Consider the following 14,350-nt stretch of genomic DNA (forward strand, 5'->3'; position numbering starts at 1 on the left):
GTGGGTTTGGCACGCGCGCTGCTCTGGCTGTTATTCACAGTTCTGAGTATTGGTGCGCACGCCAAAAGTGAGGATGACCTCATCATTGAGCGTGGGTTGTATGTCGAACCTGCTCCTGGCGCCCTCACGATCGAACAAGCACTGACTCAACAGTACAAGCCTTTTGTGACTGTCCTCAATCGTGAATTTTCCCCGACGGTGCGTTGGCTGAAACTTCTTGTCGCTGCACCTCAACAAGGCTCCGAGCAGGTTGTTTTGCGTATCGGTCCTCACTATATCGGCCATATTCAGCTTTTCGAGCATCAACAAGGCACATGGACCTCGCGCTCTGCGGGAGATCGTTTCCCCGTCAGTCAAAACGCCTGTGCAGATAATACGTATTGCTTTCCTGTCACGATCCATGCGGGAGTGGATAATTATTTTTATGTCCGGATCGACACCCTCAATGGTTACATTCTGACAACACGGGCGATGACGCCTGAGGACCTGTCCTCACTCCTCGTCGAGCAGCAACGCGTCTTTGGTATAGAGTTTGGTGTGGTCTTGGTGATTTGCTTGTGGGCTTTGTTTATATATATCCGCACACGTCATAGACTGGCTGGAATTTTTTTCATATCAGAAGTCGTCACGCTGCTCTTTAGTCTTTCTACTTCTGGTTTGCTTGCAAACCTATATTTCGAAGACCATGTGTGGATGGATAATCTAAGTTTCAATACTTTGTATGTATTGAGATTGATAGCTTCTTTGCTCGTCACCCTAGAGTTTTTGAGGCATTTTGGGGCGCCGAAGTGGTACAGCTTTTACGTTAAAGGTGCAATAGGCATCCTGCTTTTGCAACTATTCGCACTTAAGCTAGGTCCAGTGACGCTTATCGCACTGAATTTCAATTTTTTGATTGTGACCTTGATGCCAATCATGATGCTAGTGGCGCTGACTGGGTGTCATCAGATGCCTCTGGCACACAAACGACTCATTGCTGTCGGCGCTTTGATCGTGGCAGGGCTGTTGTGGACTGATATTTTGCCCGTGTTAGGTTGGGTGAAACCGAGTATTGTGACCATACCTGGTAATTGGGGTGGGGTGATTGTGGCTATTGCGTTGTCTTTGATGGTCAATAGCGATCTCACCCATCGGCGGATCATTTATGATCGAGAAATGCAGGAGTTGCAGTACTTGCGGGCAAGAAACTTAGCGGAGTCAGAGCAAATCAAAGACCGCAGTATGTTGATTGATATGCTCACCCATGAGCTCAAAAATCCGCTTGCGACTATGCGGATGGCTGCCGGCTCACTCACGCGTAGCCTTGGCGTCTTGACAACCGAGCAATCAAAGGACTCGGCAGACCGAATCGATAGCATGGTGCAAGCCATCAATAATATGAATACGGTCATTGAGCGTTGTGTGCAAGTCGATCAGCTTGATCAAAAAGGCTTTTCCCCTAAACTTGAAGATGTTGATGTCTATCAGGTTGTTCATGACGTGTTGACCAGCCAGGCAGAGGCCCAGCGCCTTGAGTTTCGTCCTCAGTCATCGACATTAATTTTTCGGACCGACCCTAATCTTTTTGCGATCATATTGACGAATTTGCTCGATAATGCAATTAAGTATTCGGAACCTGACAGTTTGATTACTCTTGAGATCGAGCTCAATGAGGCACTAAGTGTATATCCTGCTAAGCTGAAGATGCGCGTATCTAATACTGTGAGTCAATATGGCGTCCCAGACTCTGTCAGTCTGTTCAGTCGTTACTATCGTGGACCTCTCGCCCATGAGAAATCAGGGACAGGTTTAGGCCTGTATCTGGTGAAGTCTTTATGCAAAATCTTACGTGGTTCGATTCGTTTCGAGCATAATAATGGTCTCGTGCACTTTACGGTAGAGTTAAAGTAATGAGTCAAAATTTCTCCAATACCCAGTTCCAGGGTCTCGGCAGTCAAGAGGGTGTCTCAAGCCTCTTTGCGCTGGCACCGATGCGTGTCGCCCTTGTCGAGGACGATCCGTTGTTGCGCAAAGAAATCCACTACCATCTCAAGCAGCAGGGCTTTCTGGTTTTCGCTGTCAGTAGTGGGCGCTCTTTAGATGATTTACTGATTACTGAACCGATTGATGCCCTCGTCCTTGATCTCACGCTCCCCGGAGAAGACGGTATCTCAATTGCCCGACGTATGCGTACTAGTATTCCGAGTATGAGTATTATTATGCTCACCGCACGCGCCGCGGTTCCTGATCGCCTCAAGGGTTACGAAGCGGGAACGGATATTTATCTGAGTAAACCTGTCGCACCAGAGGAGCTGACAGCCGCTCTGATGAGCATGCATCGACGATCGCGTCTGATCAATAAAGTCGCTTTGAGTTGGGTGATTAGCTTGCAACACCGTTCGATCACGAGCCCGCATTCGGAAGAAAAAGTTTATCTCACTAATAGTGAGAAAACCTTACTGGTGGGTCTCGCACAGGCTTCTAATTATGTGCTTGAAACTGAAGTTATTTGTGAAATGCTGAGTCAGCGTCCCGATGTCGATGACATTGGGAAACGTGCGCTCGAAAGCCTAGTTAGCCGACTGCGCAAGAAACTATCCTCTCTCTGCCCTGAAGGTGCGGAGCCGGCACTCAAGGCTGTCTGGGGCGTCGGCTATCAGCTTTGTATCCCCATCGAGATTCGGCCTTAGGCTTCGCGTGTTCTAGTGGTGATGGAAATTAGTGGATTGACTTTCCTGAACCAGGGACCAAAGGTTGAAAGAGAAATGCCGAGTCCACGCTATCAAAAAGATAAGGCTGGCCACAGAACTCGCAAGCAACTTCGATTTTTCCTTGCGTCTCCAGGATGTCTTGTACTTCGTTTCGACCCAGCATTTTCAACATGTCGGCCACGCGCTCACGCGTGCAGGAACACTTCCACGCGATGGGCTTGGCTTCGAACATGAGCAGCATCTCTTCCCAGAACAGTCTGTGCAAGAGCTCGTCCTGAGTAGCCTCAAGCATTTCTTTTGTTGTGAGAGTTTCCGCCAGTCGCTGAGTGCGATGCCATGTTTCTTGGGCACTCACAACCTCGGCTTGCTGATTGCCACCCTGAAGCGGTAGACGTTGGAGTAAAAGGCCAGTGCAATTGTTGATATCTGCAGCCAGCCAGATTCGAGTGTCTAGCTGTTCGGACCGCAGCATGTATTGCTCGAGTGCCTCGGCGATAGAGTCACCTTCGAGGGGAACGATCCCTTGATAGGCTTGACGACCCAGTGTGTTTTTAGGCGGATCGAGCACGACGATAAACTTGGCAGTACCACCTGGATTGAGCAGTGTTTGCAGATCACGTTGAATCGGTAAGGGGCGGTCGCGCAGCTTGACGGTGGCGCGAACGCTCATGTCTGCCCGACACTCAACAACCATTAAGGCGATGGCACCATCGCCTTGGAGCTGAAGCAATAGTGAACCATCGAACTTGAGTGTTGCGGCAAGCAGCGCTGAGGCGGCTACCAGTTCGCCCAGCAGTGCCGCGACGGAGGGAGGGTAGCTGTGATGGGCCTGCGCAGCTTGCCATGCATGATGGAGTTGGACAGACTCAATACGAACGCTACGGTCTTCGGAGAGAAATTTTTTAAGTTGATCTGACATAGGGGCCGATGAAAAGTCTCAGCCTAGACGTTTGAGTTTTTGGCGATACATTTGACCACGCGCGGCATAGTGTTCAATATTGTGACGGATTTGAGCGATTTCTTCGTCGCTCAAGGTACGAACAATTTTGCCAACCCCAATCACAAGACTGCCATCTGGAATTTCTCGGCCTTCGGGCACAATGGCGCCGGCGCCGATTAGACAGTTGCGACCAATACGTGCATGATTGAGCACGATAGCTTGCATGCCGACCAGTGAGCCCGTGCCGATCGAACAGCCATGCAGCATCGCTTGATGTCCAACGGTGACGTACTCGGCGATCGTCAGAGGCGCATCCTCGTCCGAGTGCAACACACTGCCTTCCTGAACATTGCTGTGATGTCCGATGTCGATCAGGGTATTGTCCCCGCGAATACTGACATTGGCCCAAATGCTCGCGTGCTCACCCACCACGACATCACCGATAATGTCGGCAGAGTCAAAAATAAAAGCAGTAGGATCAATACGTGGGGTGAGTTCGCCAAGTTGATAAATCGCCATGTTATTCAACATCCATAAAAGCGTTGAGGAATGGCGTAAGTTTACTCTGTCAGCGTCATGATGTTCGGTTGCGAGATTTGCGTCCTTCATGCCAAACAAAACCGTCCGAGTCGATGCGCGCGAGCTCGCCGGTTCTCCACCATTCTTGATTGGCGCTCATGTTTTCCTCGGTTTCGGTGCGCCATAAGCGAAGGGGGATGGCAGGGTCGGCGTGTCCGTATCGGTCTTGCCGGTTGACTGCGAGTTCACCAATATCCCCTGAAAGGGCCTCTGAGCCATCCTCGTTTAGTACGGTGATGCGATGACCTGGAAATCTTTTGCCCAGGCTCCCTGTGCGCCCCGTCCATTTTTGATGACTGTCGCCGATCAGTGCTGGTATTTCTGAAGTCCCAAATAGCTGATTGAGCTTGAAGCCAAAGTGTTTTTCGCACCATTGGGCGAGTGCTTCATCTAAGGGTTCATCGACGATCGCGATACTGCGTAGGCGCGTGGGCTTGAGTTCGGAGAGGGCGTTTAGCTTAAATTGACGAAGCAACGCACTTGGAGCCAGAGCGTGACTGACCGGGTAGCGCTCAAGCAATTGCTGCGCTAAACCTGGCGTGGTTGCGCCTCGAACGCCCAAAACGGCGCGTCCAAAATAGAGTGCTGGAAGTACACCGCACAGCAACGCGCTCGAATGCCCCCAATCCAAAGGTGTCCAGAACACCTCAGCGCCTTGAGGAAACCAGTGTTGAGAGGCGACGAAGCCTGGTAGGGCGCCAAGTAGAGCCTGATGCGCGAGCAGCGTTCCGCGCACAGGTTGTCCGACATCGTTGCTATAAAGAAGCAACGCTGGGTCTTCTGCACGTGTCATGATTGGCTTAAAGACTTCCGGTTGTCGCGTCATGAGACTGCGCCAAGGTAATAAACGGTCGTCCTCAACGCCGACACTGACGACTTGGGTCAGTTTTGAGCATCGCGACAAAATCCCGAGTAGATGAGGTGCCGCCTCGGGGCCGACAACAGCCACGCGTGTTTCAGAGTCACGCAGACGATATTCAAGAGCTTTGGGCGCCAAGTTACTTGCAAGAGGCATGGCAACAGCCCCTACGCTAAATGCACCGAGTTGAGCAACAATGGCTTCGGGACTTTGTCCTAGGATAGTGGCGACTCGGTCGCCCGGCTTGACCCCCATTCGTGTGAGCGCATTTGCAAACTGATTCGTTGCTGCACCAAGGCGTTCATAGGTCCAGATATCCCGATGACCAGCGCCATCCTCAAAAAATAAGGCGATTCGGCGCGCATCGGCTGAGCTTTGTGCCCAGCGATGGCAGCATTGCTCACCAATATTGAAATTGGTTGGCACTTGCCAGTGCAAGGATTCGGAGAGTGACGCGTGTTGGTCCAACATGCCTTTTTTAATGGGTAAACGATGCAATGCTCGCTAGCATGGCTTACCAGAGCATTTGACGCAACACCGGCGAGTGGTGAGAAGCTAAAACTAAGGGTTTTTACTAGTCCGAATCTGGGGTTGGACGTTCACTAAACGGGTACCCGCGAGCAAATCATGAAGAAATTGTTGCTCTGCTGTGAACCAAGTGGGTATGAAAACCAGAAAGGGTGTGGCCACGATCAGCATCAACATGGCATTCCAACCCGATAGTGAGGCTGCCGCCCAAACGATACCCGCGCCAAGCAAGGGCAGTACCCACATGCAGGCGTAGCGCACGAGGAGACGCCACGTTGGCGCTGGTTGACCATTTGCGGCGAGTACTTTGATATGCCAAGCTTTCATCGGCAGGGTTTGACCGCTTCGACGCCAACAGATGAGAAAGTAGGCGCCAATCGCGATAAATAGCCATACCTGACGACTATCGCGCAACATAAGCGCATGACGGCTTTGGGTGAGTGTATCGAAAAGATAACCAGCTAAAAAAACAACTGCGAAGAGAAGAACGCCCTCGTACATCATGGAGGCAAATCTTCTGAGTCGCGGCGGTGCTGGTGTTTGAGTCAGCGCAGTAGAAGGTGAAGTGCGGGTTTTCATCGAACAGATTATCCTGCACTTTTAGGTTGATCCCGCGCACCCGGGGGTATATTTAGAACATGTAACGGGCATTTGTCTGAGTGCGTACTGCATTGACAAAAGAAGAGATGCTGAACACGAAATTTTTGATTGCGCTTAGCGGATGAAAACGAAACTGTGATTCCATTGCTTTGGCAAGCAGGTCACGTTCGAGAGCGTCGGTCAGGCGGTTTGCAGTGTAAGTTGTCATGATATTTCCATTGCTTGTTAGGGATAACCCCTATTATTAGGGAAAACCCGAAACTAAGCAAATGCTTTTAAGGGATAACCCTTAATTCATTAGGAAAATTCTAAAACTTAAACATTTTGTTGCATTGGTGCAACGTTTCGATAGCTGCTCTCGACCAGTTCGAAATGAAATAAACGGCAGTCCAGCGCACCATTAAAAATCGGTGTCCGCCGATTTGCCTTGAGGCGAAGGTGTTTGGGGAGATCCAAGTCGGAGGTGATGATGTTGACCTGCCAGCCGGCAAACTCGCGCTTGAGATTTGCGGACCATTCACGCCAAAACTCTAAGTCCTCTTCTTCGAGTCGTTCACCATAGGGTGGATTGGTCAGTATCCAGCCTGTGGGGGCCGGAGCGACTGCATCACGCGCATCGCCCACTTCAAAATGGATAGTGTCTTCAGTTAAAAAGGCGCGCTCAGCATTGCGTTGAGCCGCTTCAATCGCTTCGGGATCCGCGTCAATACCGACAAGGGGGGCCTCTAGTTCGGGCAAAATACGGCTGCGTGCGTCTTCTTTGAGGTCTTCCCAGCGACGTGCTTGATGGTCTCGCAGTCTTTCGAAACCAAAGGGCCGAGTGATGCCGGGAGGAACGCCAAGCGCGATCCAGGCCGCTTCAATTAAAAGTGTGCCGCTGCCACAAAAGGGGTCCATGAGGGCCGCTTGTGGATCCCAGCCAGATAGTGCCAAGAGACCTGCCGCCAAATTTTCTCTCAGCGGCGCATCGCCCTTGTCCAGTCGCCAACCGCGCTTGAACAGGGACTCGCCAGAGGTATCGAGGTACATCGTAGCCGTATCGTGTGACAAAAATAAATGTACACGTGCATCAGGTCTGACGGTATCGATGGAGGGGCGTGCCCCTTCGAGGTCACGCAGTCGATCGCATATTCCATCTTTGGCACGCAAATTACAGTACTGCAGACTCTGCATGGGGCTCTTGACGGCAGAGGTATCGACACGCAAGGTATGTTCGGCGCCAAACCAACGCTCCCAGCCGATGCTTTGCGCGAGCTCAAGAATGTCATCCTCGTGTTGTACGGGCGCCTGACCGACACGCACCAAAATACGCGTAGCCAGTCGAGAGTAAAGATTAGCGCGCTGAATACCCCACCAGTCTGCGACAAAGTGACAACCTGCGCGCGTGGTTTGAACATGCTCGTAGCCCAACGCGGAGAGTTCAGCGCCGAGCGCTTCTTCGAGACCCACAGGACAGGGTGCGAAAATATGAAAAACATCCGTCGTCGGACTGACGATCACAGAGCGCGAGATCTCTGGTTCTTGAGGTAATTCTTTGGGCGTTGAGACGCGGGGAGAGCGATCAGAGAGTGGCCGGGCGCGCTCACCGGGGTCTCTGAACTCGTTAGGTCCGCTTCGCAACGCTGCACTCCGACTTGAGCCCCGCGCGGACGAACTTCGGGGGGCTGCGCCGTCAGGGGCGGAGCGACGATCTGTCGTTTTAGATGCTCTGGGCTCGGAAGACGGCGCTGGAACTTCACCTTTGAGGCGTGCAGATTTGTCTTTGGCAATTTTTTGTTGCGCGACTTGACGCGCACGGGCACCGATACGAATGCGAGGACGACCATCCGAAGAGACGTCTGTAGAGTCGACGCGTTTTTTGATGGTGAGTATTTTACGATCGGAGTCCTGCTCAGACATGGCGTCTCATTAAAAAGGCTTGATGACGACCAACGCCGTCGCGGCAGTGAGGATCAACACGGGTGCTTCGTTGAACCAGCGATAAAAAATGTGAGAGCGACGATTCGCTCCCAGTTCGAATTTACGAAGAACGACGCCACAGCTGTAGTGATAGGCAACCGCGACGATCACCAAGACGAGTTTGGCGTGCATCCAGCCATTGCCGGGTCCGAGTCCGATTCCAAAGCCTAAATAAAGCCAGATTCCTAGCAGTACCGCGGGCACCGCGAGAATTGTCATGAAGCGGTAGAGTCGTTTCGCCATACCATCCAGAACAGCGAGAACAGCCGGATCAGATTGCTGGGCCATGTTGACAAAGATGCGCGGTAAATAAAACAGTCCTGCGAACCAAGAGGCAACAAGGACGATATGGAGTGTTTTTACCCAAAGCATGAGCATAAAAAATATTATCCGCGTGTTTGACCATCGCCTTGCAAGACCCACTTTAGCGTGGTGAGTCCTTCGAGCCCGACGGGCCCGCGTGCATGGAGACGATTGGTTGAAATGCCGATTTCAGCGCCAAGTCCATATTCAAAGCCATCTGCAAAGCAGGTGGGTAAGTTGACATAGACCGAACTCGAGTCGACTTCGCGCTGAAATTGTTGCGCATTAGAAATATTTGTCGTCACGATAGACTCGGTATGTCCCGAGCCCCACCGCTCTATATGCTCGATCGCCTCATTCATGGTGTCGACGATACGAATGGCCAAAATTGGCCCAAGATACTCTGTCGCCCAGTCTTCGTTTGTCGCAGCGAGCGCTTGTGGGATCAGGGCTTGAGTACGGGTGCAGCCTCTGAGTTCGACGCCATGTTTGAGCAATTTGTTTGCGAGCTCAGGCAGGAAGGTTTGAGCAATCGCATCATGCACGAGCAGCGTCTCCATCGCACCACAGACACCGTAGCGATACGTTTTGGCATTGAAGGCAATGTCAGAGGCTTTGCTCAAGTCTGCAAATTCATCCACGTAAACATGACAGTTGCCGTCCAAATGTTTGATCATGGGAACGCGTGCTTCATCAGCAAGCCGTGTGATGAGACTCTTGCCGCCGCGCGGGATGATGACGTCGACATACTCCGTCATCGTAATCAGTGCGCCAACAGCTGCACGATCAGGTGTATCGATGACTTGAACAGCCTGTTCGGGTAGGCCTGCCGCGTTGAGCCCATGACACACGATCTTGCCGAGTGCGAGATTGGAATGCAACGCCTCACTGCCTCCGCGCAAGATCGCAGCATTACCGGATTTTAGGCAAAGTGCTGCTGCATCGATGGTGACGTTGGGTCGTGACTCATAGATGATCCCGATGACCCCCAGGGGGACTCGCATCTGTGCGACTTGCATGCCGTTAGGCCGAATTTTGGTGGCGGTGAGTTCGCCTACAGGGTCAGGCATCGCGGCGATCTGACGCAAGCCTTCGATCATGAGGTCGATACTGCGATCAGAGAGCGTGAGTCGATCTAGCAGGGCCGCTTCGAGCGCGCGTGCGTTCGCGGCCTCGATATCGCGTTGGTTGGCGGCTTTGAGCGTCGCACGCTGCTCCGACAGCGCATCTGCCATGGCGCACAAAGCGTGCGCTTTTTGAGCACTGTTGGCGCGCATCATCAAGCGTGCAGCCTGGCGTGCTTGTCGTCCGATTTGCTGGATAGAATCAAAAATAGGAGTCATAGAATCAAGTCGGTTTAAAAGCGATGCGCATCGCGAGACGGTTCATTTCTTCCCAGGGGTCTTGAAGACGCCCGGAGACATGTAGGCCTTTGATCAATCGATCCACTTCGTGTGCGTGCTGGACGGCAGCCGGCCAGCTGCGCGCAGAGACACGAGACAATGCTTTGCGGACAAGTGGTTCGCGTGAACCAAACACACGCTGTGAGCGTAGCACGCTAGACAAATCCTGTCCGGCTGATACGGCTTGTGAAATGCGTGCAAGCGTCCTGATCTCCTCTCCAACGGCCCAGAGCACCAGGGGGAGAGGCTCGCCTTCGGCTTTGAGCCCATCCATGATGCGAATCATACGCGGCACATCGCCTGCGAGCATCGCATCGCGCAAACCAAATACGTCATAACGTGCCACGTTCATGACAGATTGTTCGATATCGTGAGCGGAAAGCTTGCCTGGTTCAAATAACAAGCCGAGTTTGAGGATTTCCTGATGGGCCGCTAAAAGATTGCCCTCGACCTTGTCGGCGAGCCATTGTAATGTTTCAGGATCAGTCTCCTGCGCTTGTCGCGCCAATCTGTCGGCAATCCAGCGCGGGAGTTGCGTGCGCTCGACACTCGGGATGTCAATAAATTTTCCAGCTGACTGCAACGCACTGGCCCATTTCCCTTCGCGGGTTGCTCGGTCTAGTCTGGGTAAGGAAACGATCGTCAGAACATCTTCGGCGGTCATGCCGGCACTGCGTTTGGCCAGAGCGATCAAGGCATCCGCACCTGTTTTTCCAGGTTTACCCGTCGGTAAAGAAATCTCAACGAGTTGTTTATCGCCAAAAAGAGAGCCGCTTTGACCTGCCATGGTGAGCGCGCTCCAGTCACTGCGCGCATCCATCAAAAAAGAACTGCGCTCGAGAAAACCTGCGGCACGTGCGATGCCGCGCAGAGCATCTGTTGCTTCGATCGTGAGGAGAGGATCGTCGCCCGTGACCACAAATAGAGCCGCCAGACTTGCGCCTGGTCGGCTGAGGTCATTGATCAGGCGTTGCGCATCCACGTCGTGATCCGCTTAGCCGCCCGGATTGACCGGAATGGGCAGAGGTGTCAGGGAAGGAATTTGCCAAGGCGTAGGCAAATTGCCTGCCGGAGCCTGAATGGGCGTGGCTGTTTCAATATTTTCCTGCTCGGCTGGAGAGGCGGTTTGAAGCTCATCCCAGCGTTGCTTGATGTCAGGGGCTGTCAGTCGCCTCATCATGCGAGGAACCAAGCTCTTTTGCATATCGCGGTAAAGGGTAACGGCTTCGGTTTCTTTGGCCTGAACGACGCGTTCATCGAAGGGCATCGCTCGTGCTGCCGAAAGCGTTGTGTTAGGCAGAATGATCTGGTTTTTTGCATTGACGAGACGGAAGGTATAGAACAAGGTTAACTCGAACTCTTCGGGCTTGCCACGCGCGTTAAGCGAGACGATGCGAGAGTTGCGATCCTCGGAAACCTGTTCGAGCCTTGCTTGCGGGACAGTGTTGACACCAGCTTGGGTTGAAGAGGGTTCGATAATGACGATGCCAGGCGAAGACGCGCGAATGGCGCGACGCACGTCCGCACCAAATTGAGAGTTTTGAGGAATCGTGATGGCGAGCGAGTCAAAGGGCATAGGCGTGGCGCCTTGCATTTTGAAGCCGCAGCCTGCAAGCAATAACGTCATCAAACCAAGCAACACGCGCACGATGGACCGATTCATTAAAGTCTATCCCTGTTATCCAACGACATTAACAAGTTTGCCAGGAACCACGATGACCCGCTTGGGCGGACGGCCCTCGAGATTGCGCGAGACAGACTCGTGGGCGAGGGCGAGTTGTTCGATTTGTTCGCGGGTGGCTTCGCGGGCAACACTCAGACTGCCCCGAAGTTTGCCATTGACTTGCAAAACTAGCTCAACCTCGTCGGTTATCAGCGCGGATTCATCGACTGTCGGCCAGGGCGCATCCAGCAAATCGCCATAAGGTTCGGCATAGCCAAGCTCCGCCCAGAGTTGCCAAGTAATATGGGGCACGACAGGGTAGAGGACTCGCAGCAAAATGCTGATGGTTTCCGCGTATACAGCTTGGGCGAAGCTCGAGTCTCCAAGCATGGCATCATCGATAGCGTTGAGCATTTTCATGCATGCGGAGACGACAGTGTTGTACTGAATCCTTTGGTAGTCGTAATCCGCCTGTTTGAGTAGCGCGTGAATTTCAAAACGCAGTTGTTTGACTTCTTTTGGAGCCTGCGCCCAGTCTGAAACGGGTGCTTGCAGGCCTGCAGCGATGTGTGCTTTGTTTTGAACGCCCAAGGACCAGAGGCGACGCAAAAAGCGATTAGAGCCCTCGACGCCAGAGTCCGACCATTCAAGCGTTTGCTCCGGCGGACTTGTAAACATGACAAACAGACGAGCGGTATCTGCACCCTGCGTATCGATCAAGGATTGAGGATCGACGCCATTATTTTTGGATTTGGACATCGTGCCGACGCCGCCGTAGGTGATTTCGCGTCCGTCACTTTTAAGTCGAGCACCCGTGATAGCGCCTTTGGCATCATAGGTATTTTCTACCTCTTCAGGCCAGAAATACTCAATGCCACCCTTGGCATTTTTAGTCGAGTAGATATGGTTGAGCACCATGCCTTGGCAAAGCAATTTGGTAAACGGCTCATCGAACTTGACCAAGCCGAGATCACGCATCACACGGGTCCAGAAGCGCGCATACAACAGGTGCATCACCGCATGCTCGATACCGCCGATGTACTGATCCATCGGCATCCAGTAGTCATTACGCGTATCGACCATCTCTTGATCGTTGCCAGGCGACGTGTAGCGCATGAAATACCAGGACGAATCCACAAAGGTGTCCATCGTGTCGGTTTCGCGACGCGCGTCTTTGCCGCAACTCGGACATTTGCATTGTAAAAAGGAGGCATGTTTGGTCAGTGGATTACCACTGCCGTCCGGAATCAGATCCTCAGGCAGAATCACGGGGAGATCTTTTTCTGGAACAGGAACTGCGCCGCAATCATCGCAATGGATGATCGGAATCGGTGTGCCCCAATAGCGTTGACGAGAAATACCCCAGTCGCGCAAACGCCAAGTCGTTTGGCGTGTACCAAGCTTGAGGGACTCTAGTTCACTGGCAATGGCCTCAATGGCTTGTGGAAAGCTCAGGCCGTCGTACTTGCCCGAATGGATGAGTCGGCCCGACTGTTTGTCAGCGTAAGACTCGTGCCAGACTTTGTCGTTAAAAGGCTTGTCACCCACTTGAACCACTTGTTTGATCGAAATGCCGTATTTGTTGGCAAATTCAAAATCACGCTCGTCGTGTGCAGGCACGCCCATGACCGCGCCATCACCATAGCTCATCAAGACGTAGTTGCCGACCCAGACTGGGACGGTTTCGCCCGTCAAGGGATGGGAAACAACAAGACCCGTATCGAGGCCTTCTTTTTCGCGTGTTGCGAGCTCGGCTTCGGTGGTGCCGCCTTGTTTGCACTGTTCGATAAAGGCGGCGAGAGTGGGGCTGGTGAGCGCGGCATGTTGCGCAAGCGGGTGCTCAGGTGCCACGGCGCAAAATGTCACACCCATGACCGTATCGGCACGAGTAGTAAAGACATACATCTTGCCGTCTTGTATCAATTGGCCGCTGGCGTCTTTGATGCTGTGCGGGAACGCGAAACGCACTCCCTTGCTTTTGCCAATCCAGTTTTCCTGCATGGCGCGCACGCGATCAGGCCAGCCCGGGAGACCGTTTTGTACCTGCTCAAGGAGTTCGCTCGCATAGTCGGTAATGCGCAAGTAATAGCCAGGAATTTCGCGTTTTTCAACCAAGGCGCCAGAGCGCCAACCGCGTCCATCCACGACCTGTTCGTTGGCCAGCACGGTGTTATCGATGGGATCCCAGTTAACAACCTGAGTCTTGCGGTAGGCGATGCCCTTGTCCAACATTTTGAGAAACAGCCATTGGTTCCACTTGTAGTAAGACGGATCGCAGGCACACATTTCGCGAGACCAGTCGATCGCCAACCCCATGGCTTTCATTTGTTTCTTCATGTAGGCGATGTTGTCGTAGGTCCATTTGGCGGGAGGGACCATGGATTTAATCGCGGCGTTTTCTGCGGGCATACCAAATGCATCCCAACCCATGGGCATCAGTACGTTGTAGCCACGCATGCGGAGCTGGCGCGTCATCATGTCGTTGATGGTGTAGTTGCGCACATGACCCATATGGAGTTTGCCGCTGGGGTAGGGCAACATCGAACAGGCATAAAACTTTGGCTTTGGCTGTCCGGAGGCATTCAGTGCGCCTTCGATGACACGGTAAGCGTCACGGGCATCCCAGTTTGCGTGGGCCAGTTTTTCAACAACAGTGGGGAGGTAGCGTTCCTGCATTGCGACAGCCAAAAAGGGTGGGGGCGCCGATGCGCCGAATCAGTCTGACATTATAGGTGTTACTGAGTGATCAGCGTTGCGCAGCTGAAGTTGAAAAACAAACAGCCTCGCAAAGCGAGGCTGTGAGCTATTTAAAAAATCCAGTCAATC

At 52.7% G+C, this 14,350-nt stretch carries 13 protein-coding genes; 2 read left to right on the forward strand and 11 right to left on the reverse strand.

The window, feature by feature from the left end; genetic code table 11:
* On the forward strand, positions 1-1,890 hold the full coding sequence (locus AC8GE9_RS17185) for a sensor histidine kinase (RefSeq protein ID WP_506678400.1): 1,890 nt from the start codon (positions 1-3) through the stop codon (positions 1,888-1,890).
* Positions 1,890-2,669: a response regulator transcription factor gene (locus AC8GE9_RS17190; protein WP_506678402.1), complete on the forward strand. Its 780-nt coding sequence runs from the start codon at positions 1,890-1,892 to the stop codon at positions 2,667-2,669. Before AC8GE9_RS17185 ends, AC8GE9_RS17190 begins: the two co-directional genes overlap by 1 nt.
* A gap of 28 nt (positions 2,670-2,697) precedes the next feature.
* Here the strand turns inward: AC8GE9_RS17190 and hslO are convergent, their stop codons facing one another.
* From hslO to leuS, 11 genes are all read right to left on the reverse strand, one after another.
* Complete coding sequence (gene hslO, locus AC8GE9_RS17195; RefSeq protein ID WP_506678403.1) at positions 2,698-3,609, reverse strand: Hsp33 family molecular chaperone HslO; 912 nt, start codon at positions 3,607-3,609, stop codon at positions 2,698-2,700.
* 18 nt (positions 3,610-3,627) lie between these two features.
* Positions 3,628-4,149, reverse strand: a complete 522-nt coding sequence (locus AC8GE9_RS17200; protein WP_506678404.1) for a gamma carbonic anhydrase family protein — start codon at positions 4,147-4,149, stop codon at positions 3,628-3,630.
* 55 nt (positions 4,150-4,204) lie between these two features.
* Positions 4,205-5,566 carry an AMP-binding protein gene (locus tag AC8GE9_RS17205; protein ID WP_506678405.1) on the reverse strand — a complete coding sequence of 454 codons (1,362 nt, stop codon included), beginning with the start codon at positions 5,564-5,566 and terminating at the stop codon, positions 4,205-4,207.
* A 63-nt stretch (positions 5,567-5,629) separates the two neighbouring features.
* Complete coding sequence (locus tag AC8GE9_RS17210) at positions 5,630-6,175, reverse strand: RDD family protein (RefSeq protein ID WP_506678406.1); 546 nt, start codon at positions 6,173-6,175, stop codon at positions 5,630-5,632.
* A gap of 52 nt (positions 6,176-6,227) precedes the next feature.
* Positions 6,228-6,404, reverse strand: coding sequence for a hypothetical protein (locus AC8GE9_RS17215; protein ID WP_506678407.1), 177 nt, complete (start codon positions 6,402-6,404; stop codon positions 6,228-6,230).
* A gap of 107 nt (positions 6,405-6,511) precedes the next feature.
* Positions 6,512-8,095, reverse strand: a complete 1,584-nt coding sequence (locus tag AC8GE9_RS17220) for a THUMP domain-containing class I SAM-dependent RNA methyltransferase (protein ID WP_506678408.1) — start codon at positions 8,093-8,095, stop codon at positions 6,512-6,514.
* Between the two features lie 9 nt (positions 8,096-8,104).
* The gene (locus tag AC8GE9_RS17225) at positions 8,105-8,527 is read right to left on the reverse strand and encodes a CopD family protein (RefSeq protein ID WP_506678440.1); all 423 of its coding nucleotides are present in this window, start codon (positions 8,525-8,527) and stop codon (positions 8,105-8,107) included.
* 14 nt (positions 8,528-8,541) lie between these two features.
* Positions 8,542-9,801 carry a glutamate-5-semialdehyde dehydrogenase gene (locus AC8GE9_RS17230; protein WP_506678409.1) on the reverse strand — a complete coding sequence of 420 codons (1,260 nt, stop codon included), beginning with the start codon at positions 9,799-9,801 and terminating at the stop codon, positions 8,542-8,544.
* Between the two features lie 4 nt (positions 9,802-9,805).
* Complete coding sequence (holA, locus tag AC8GE9_RS17235; RefSeq protein ID WP_506678410.1) at positions 9,806-10,843, reverse strand: DNA polymerase III subunit delta; 1,038 nt, start codon at positions 10,841-10,843, stop codon at positions 9,806-9,808.
* A 12-nt stretch (positions 10,844-10,855) separates the two neighbouring features.
* Positions 10,856-11,524 carry an LPS-assembly lipoprotein LptE gene (locus tag AC8GE9_RS17240; protein ID WP_506678411.1) on the reverse strand — a complete coding sequence of 223 codons (669 nt, stop codon included), beginning with the start codon at positions 11,522-11,524 and terminating at the stop codon, positions 10,856-10,858.
* A gap of 15 nt (positions 11,525-11,539) precedes the next feature.
* Positions 11,540-14,200: a leucine--tRNA ligase gene (leuS, locus tag AC8GE9_RS17245; RefSeq protein WP_506678412.1), complete on the reverse strand. Its 2,661-nt coding sequence runs from the start codon at positions 14,198-14,200 to the stop codon at positions 11,540-11,542.
* Between the last annotated feature and the right edge of the window lie 150 nt (positions 14,201-14,350).

The sequence above is a fragment of the Zwartia lucis genome (genome assembly GCF_965234455.1).
Classification (GTDB): Bacteria; Pseudomonadota; Gammaproteobacteria; order Burkholderiales; family Burkholderiaceae_B; genus Zwartia; species Zwartia lucis.

What these genes read in the sequence shown, in the direction of transcription:
- AC8GE9_RS17190 (WP_506678402.1), top strand. Translation starts at nt 1,890, where the DNA reads ATGAGTCAAAATTTCTCCAATACCCAGTTCCAGGGTCTCGGCAGTCAA.
- AC8GE9_RS17210 (WP_506678406.1), bottom strand. Translation starts at nt 6,175, where the DNA reads ATGAAAACCCGCACTTCACCTTCTACTGCGCTGACTCAAACACCAGCA.
- AC8GE9_RS17215 (WP_506678407.1), bottom strand. Translation starts at nt 6,404, where the DNA reads ATGACAACTTACACTGCAAACCGCCTGACCGACGCTCTCGAACGTGAC.
- hslO (WP_506678403.1), bottom strand. Translation starts at nt 3,609, where the DNA reads ATGTCAGATCAACTTAAAAAATTTCTCTCCGAAGACCGTAGCGTTCGT.
- AC8GE9_RS17240 (WP_506678411.1), bottom strand. Translation starts at nt 11,524, where the DNA reads ATGAATCGGTCCATCGTGCGCGTGTTGCTTGGTTTGATGACGTTATTG.
- AC8GE9_RS17230 (WP_506678409.1), bottom strand. Translation starts at nt 9,801, where the DNA reads ATGACTCCTATTTTTGATTCTATCCAGCAAATCGGACGACAAGCACGC.
- AC8GE9_RS17200 (WP_506678404.1), bottom strand. Translation starts at nt 4,149, where the DNA reads ATGGCGATTTATCAACTTGGCGAACTCACCCCACGTATTGATCCTACT.
- AC8GE9_RS17225 (WP_506678440.1), bottom strand. Translation starts at nt 8,527, where the DNA reads ATGCTTTGGGTAAAAACACTCCATATCGTCCTTGTTGCCTCTTGGTTC.
- leuS (WP_506678412.1), bottom strand. Translation starts at nt 14,200, where the DNA reads ATGCAGGAACGCTACCTCCCCACTGTTGTTGAAAAACTGGCCCACGCA.
- AC8GE9_RS17220 (WP_506678408.1), bottom strand. Translation starts at nt 8,095, where the DNA reads ATGTCTGAGCAGGACTCCGATCGTAAAATACTCACCATCAAAAAACGC.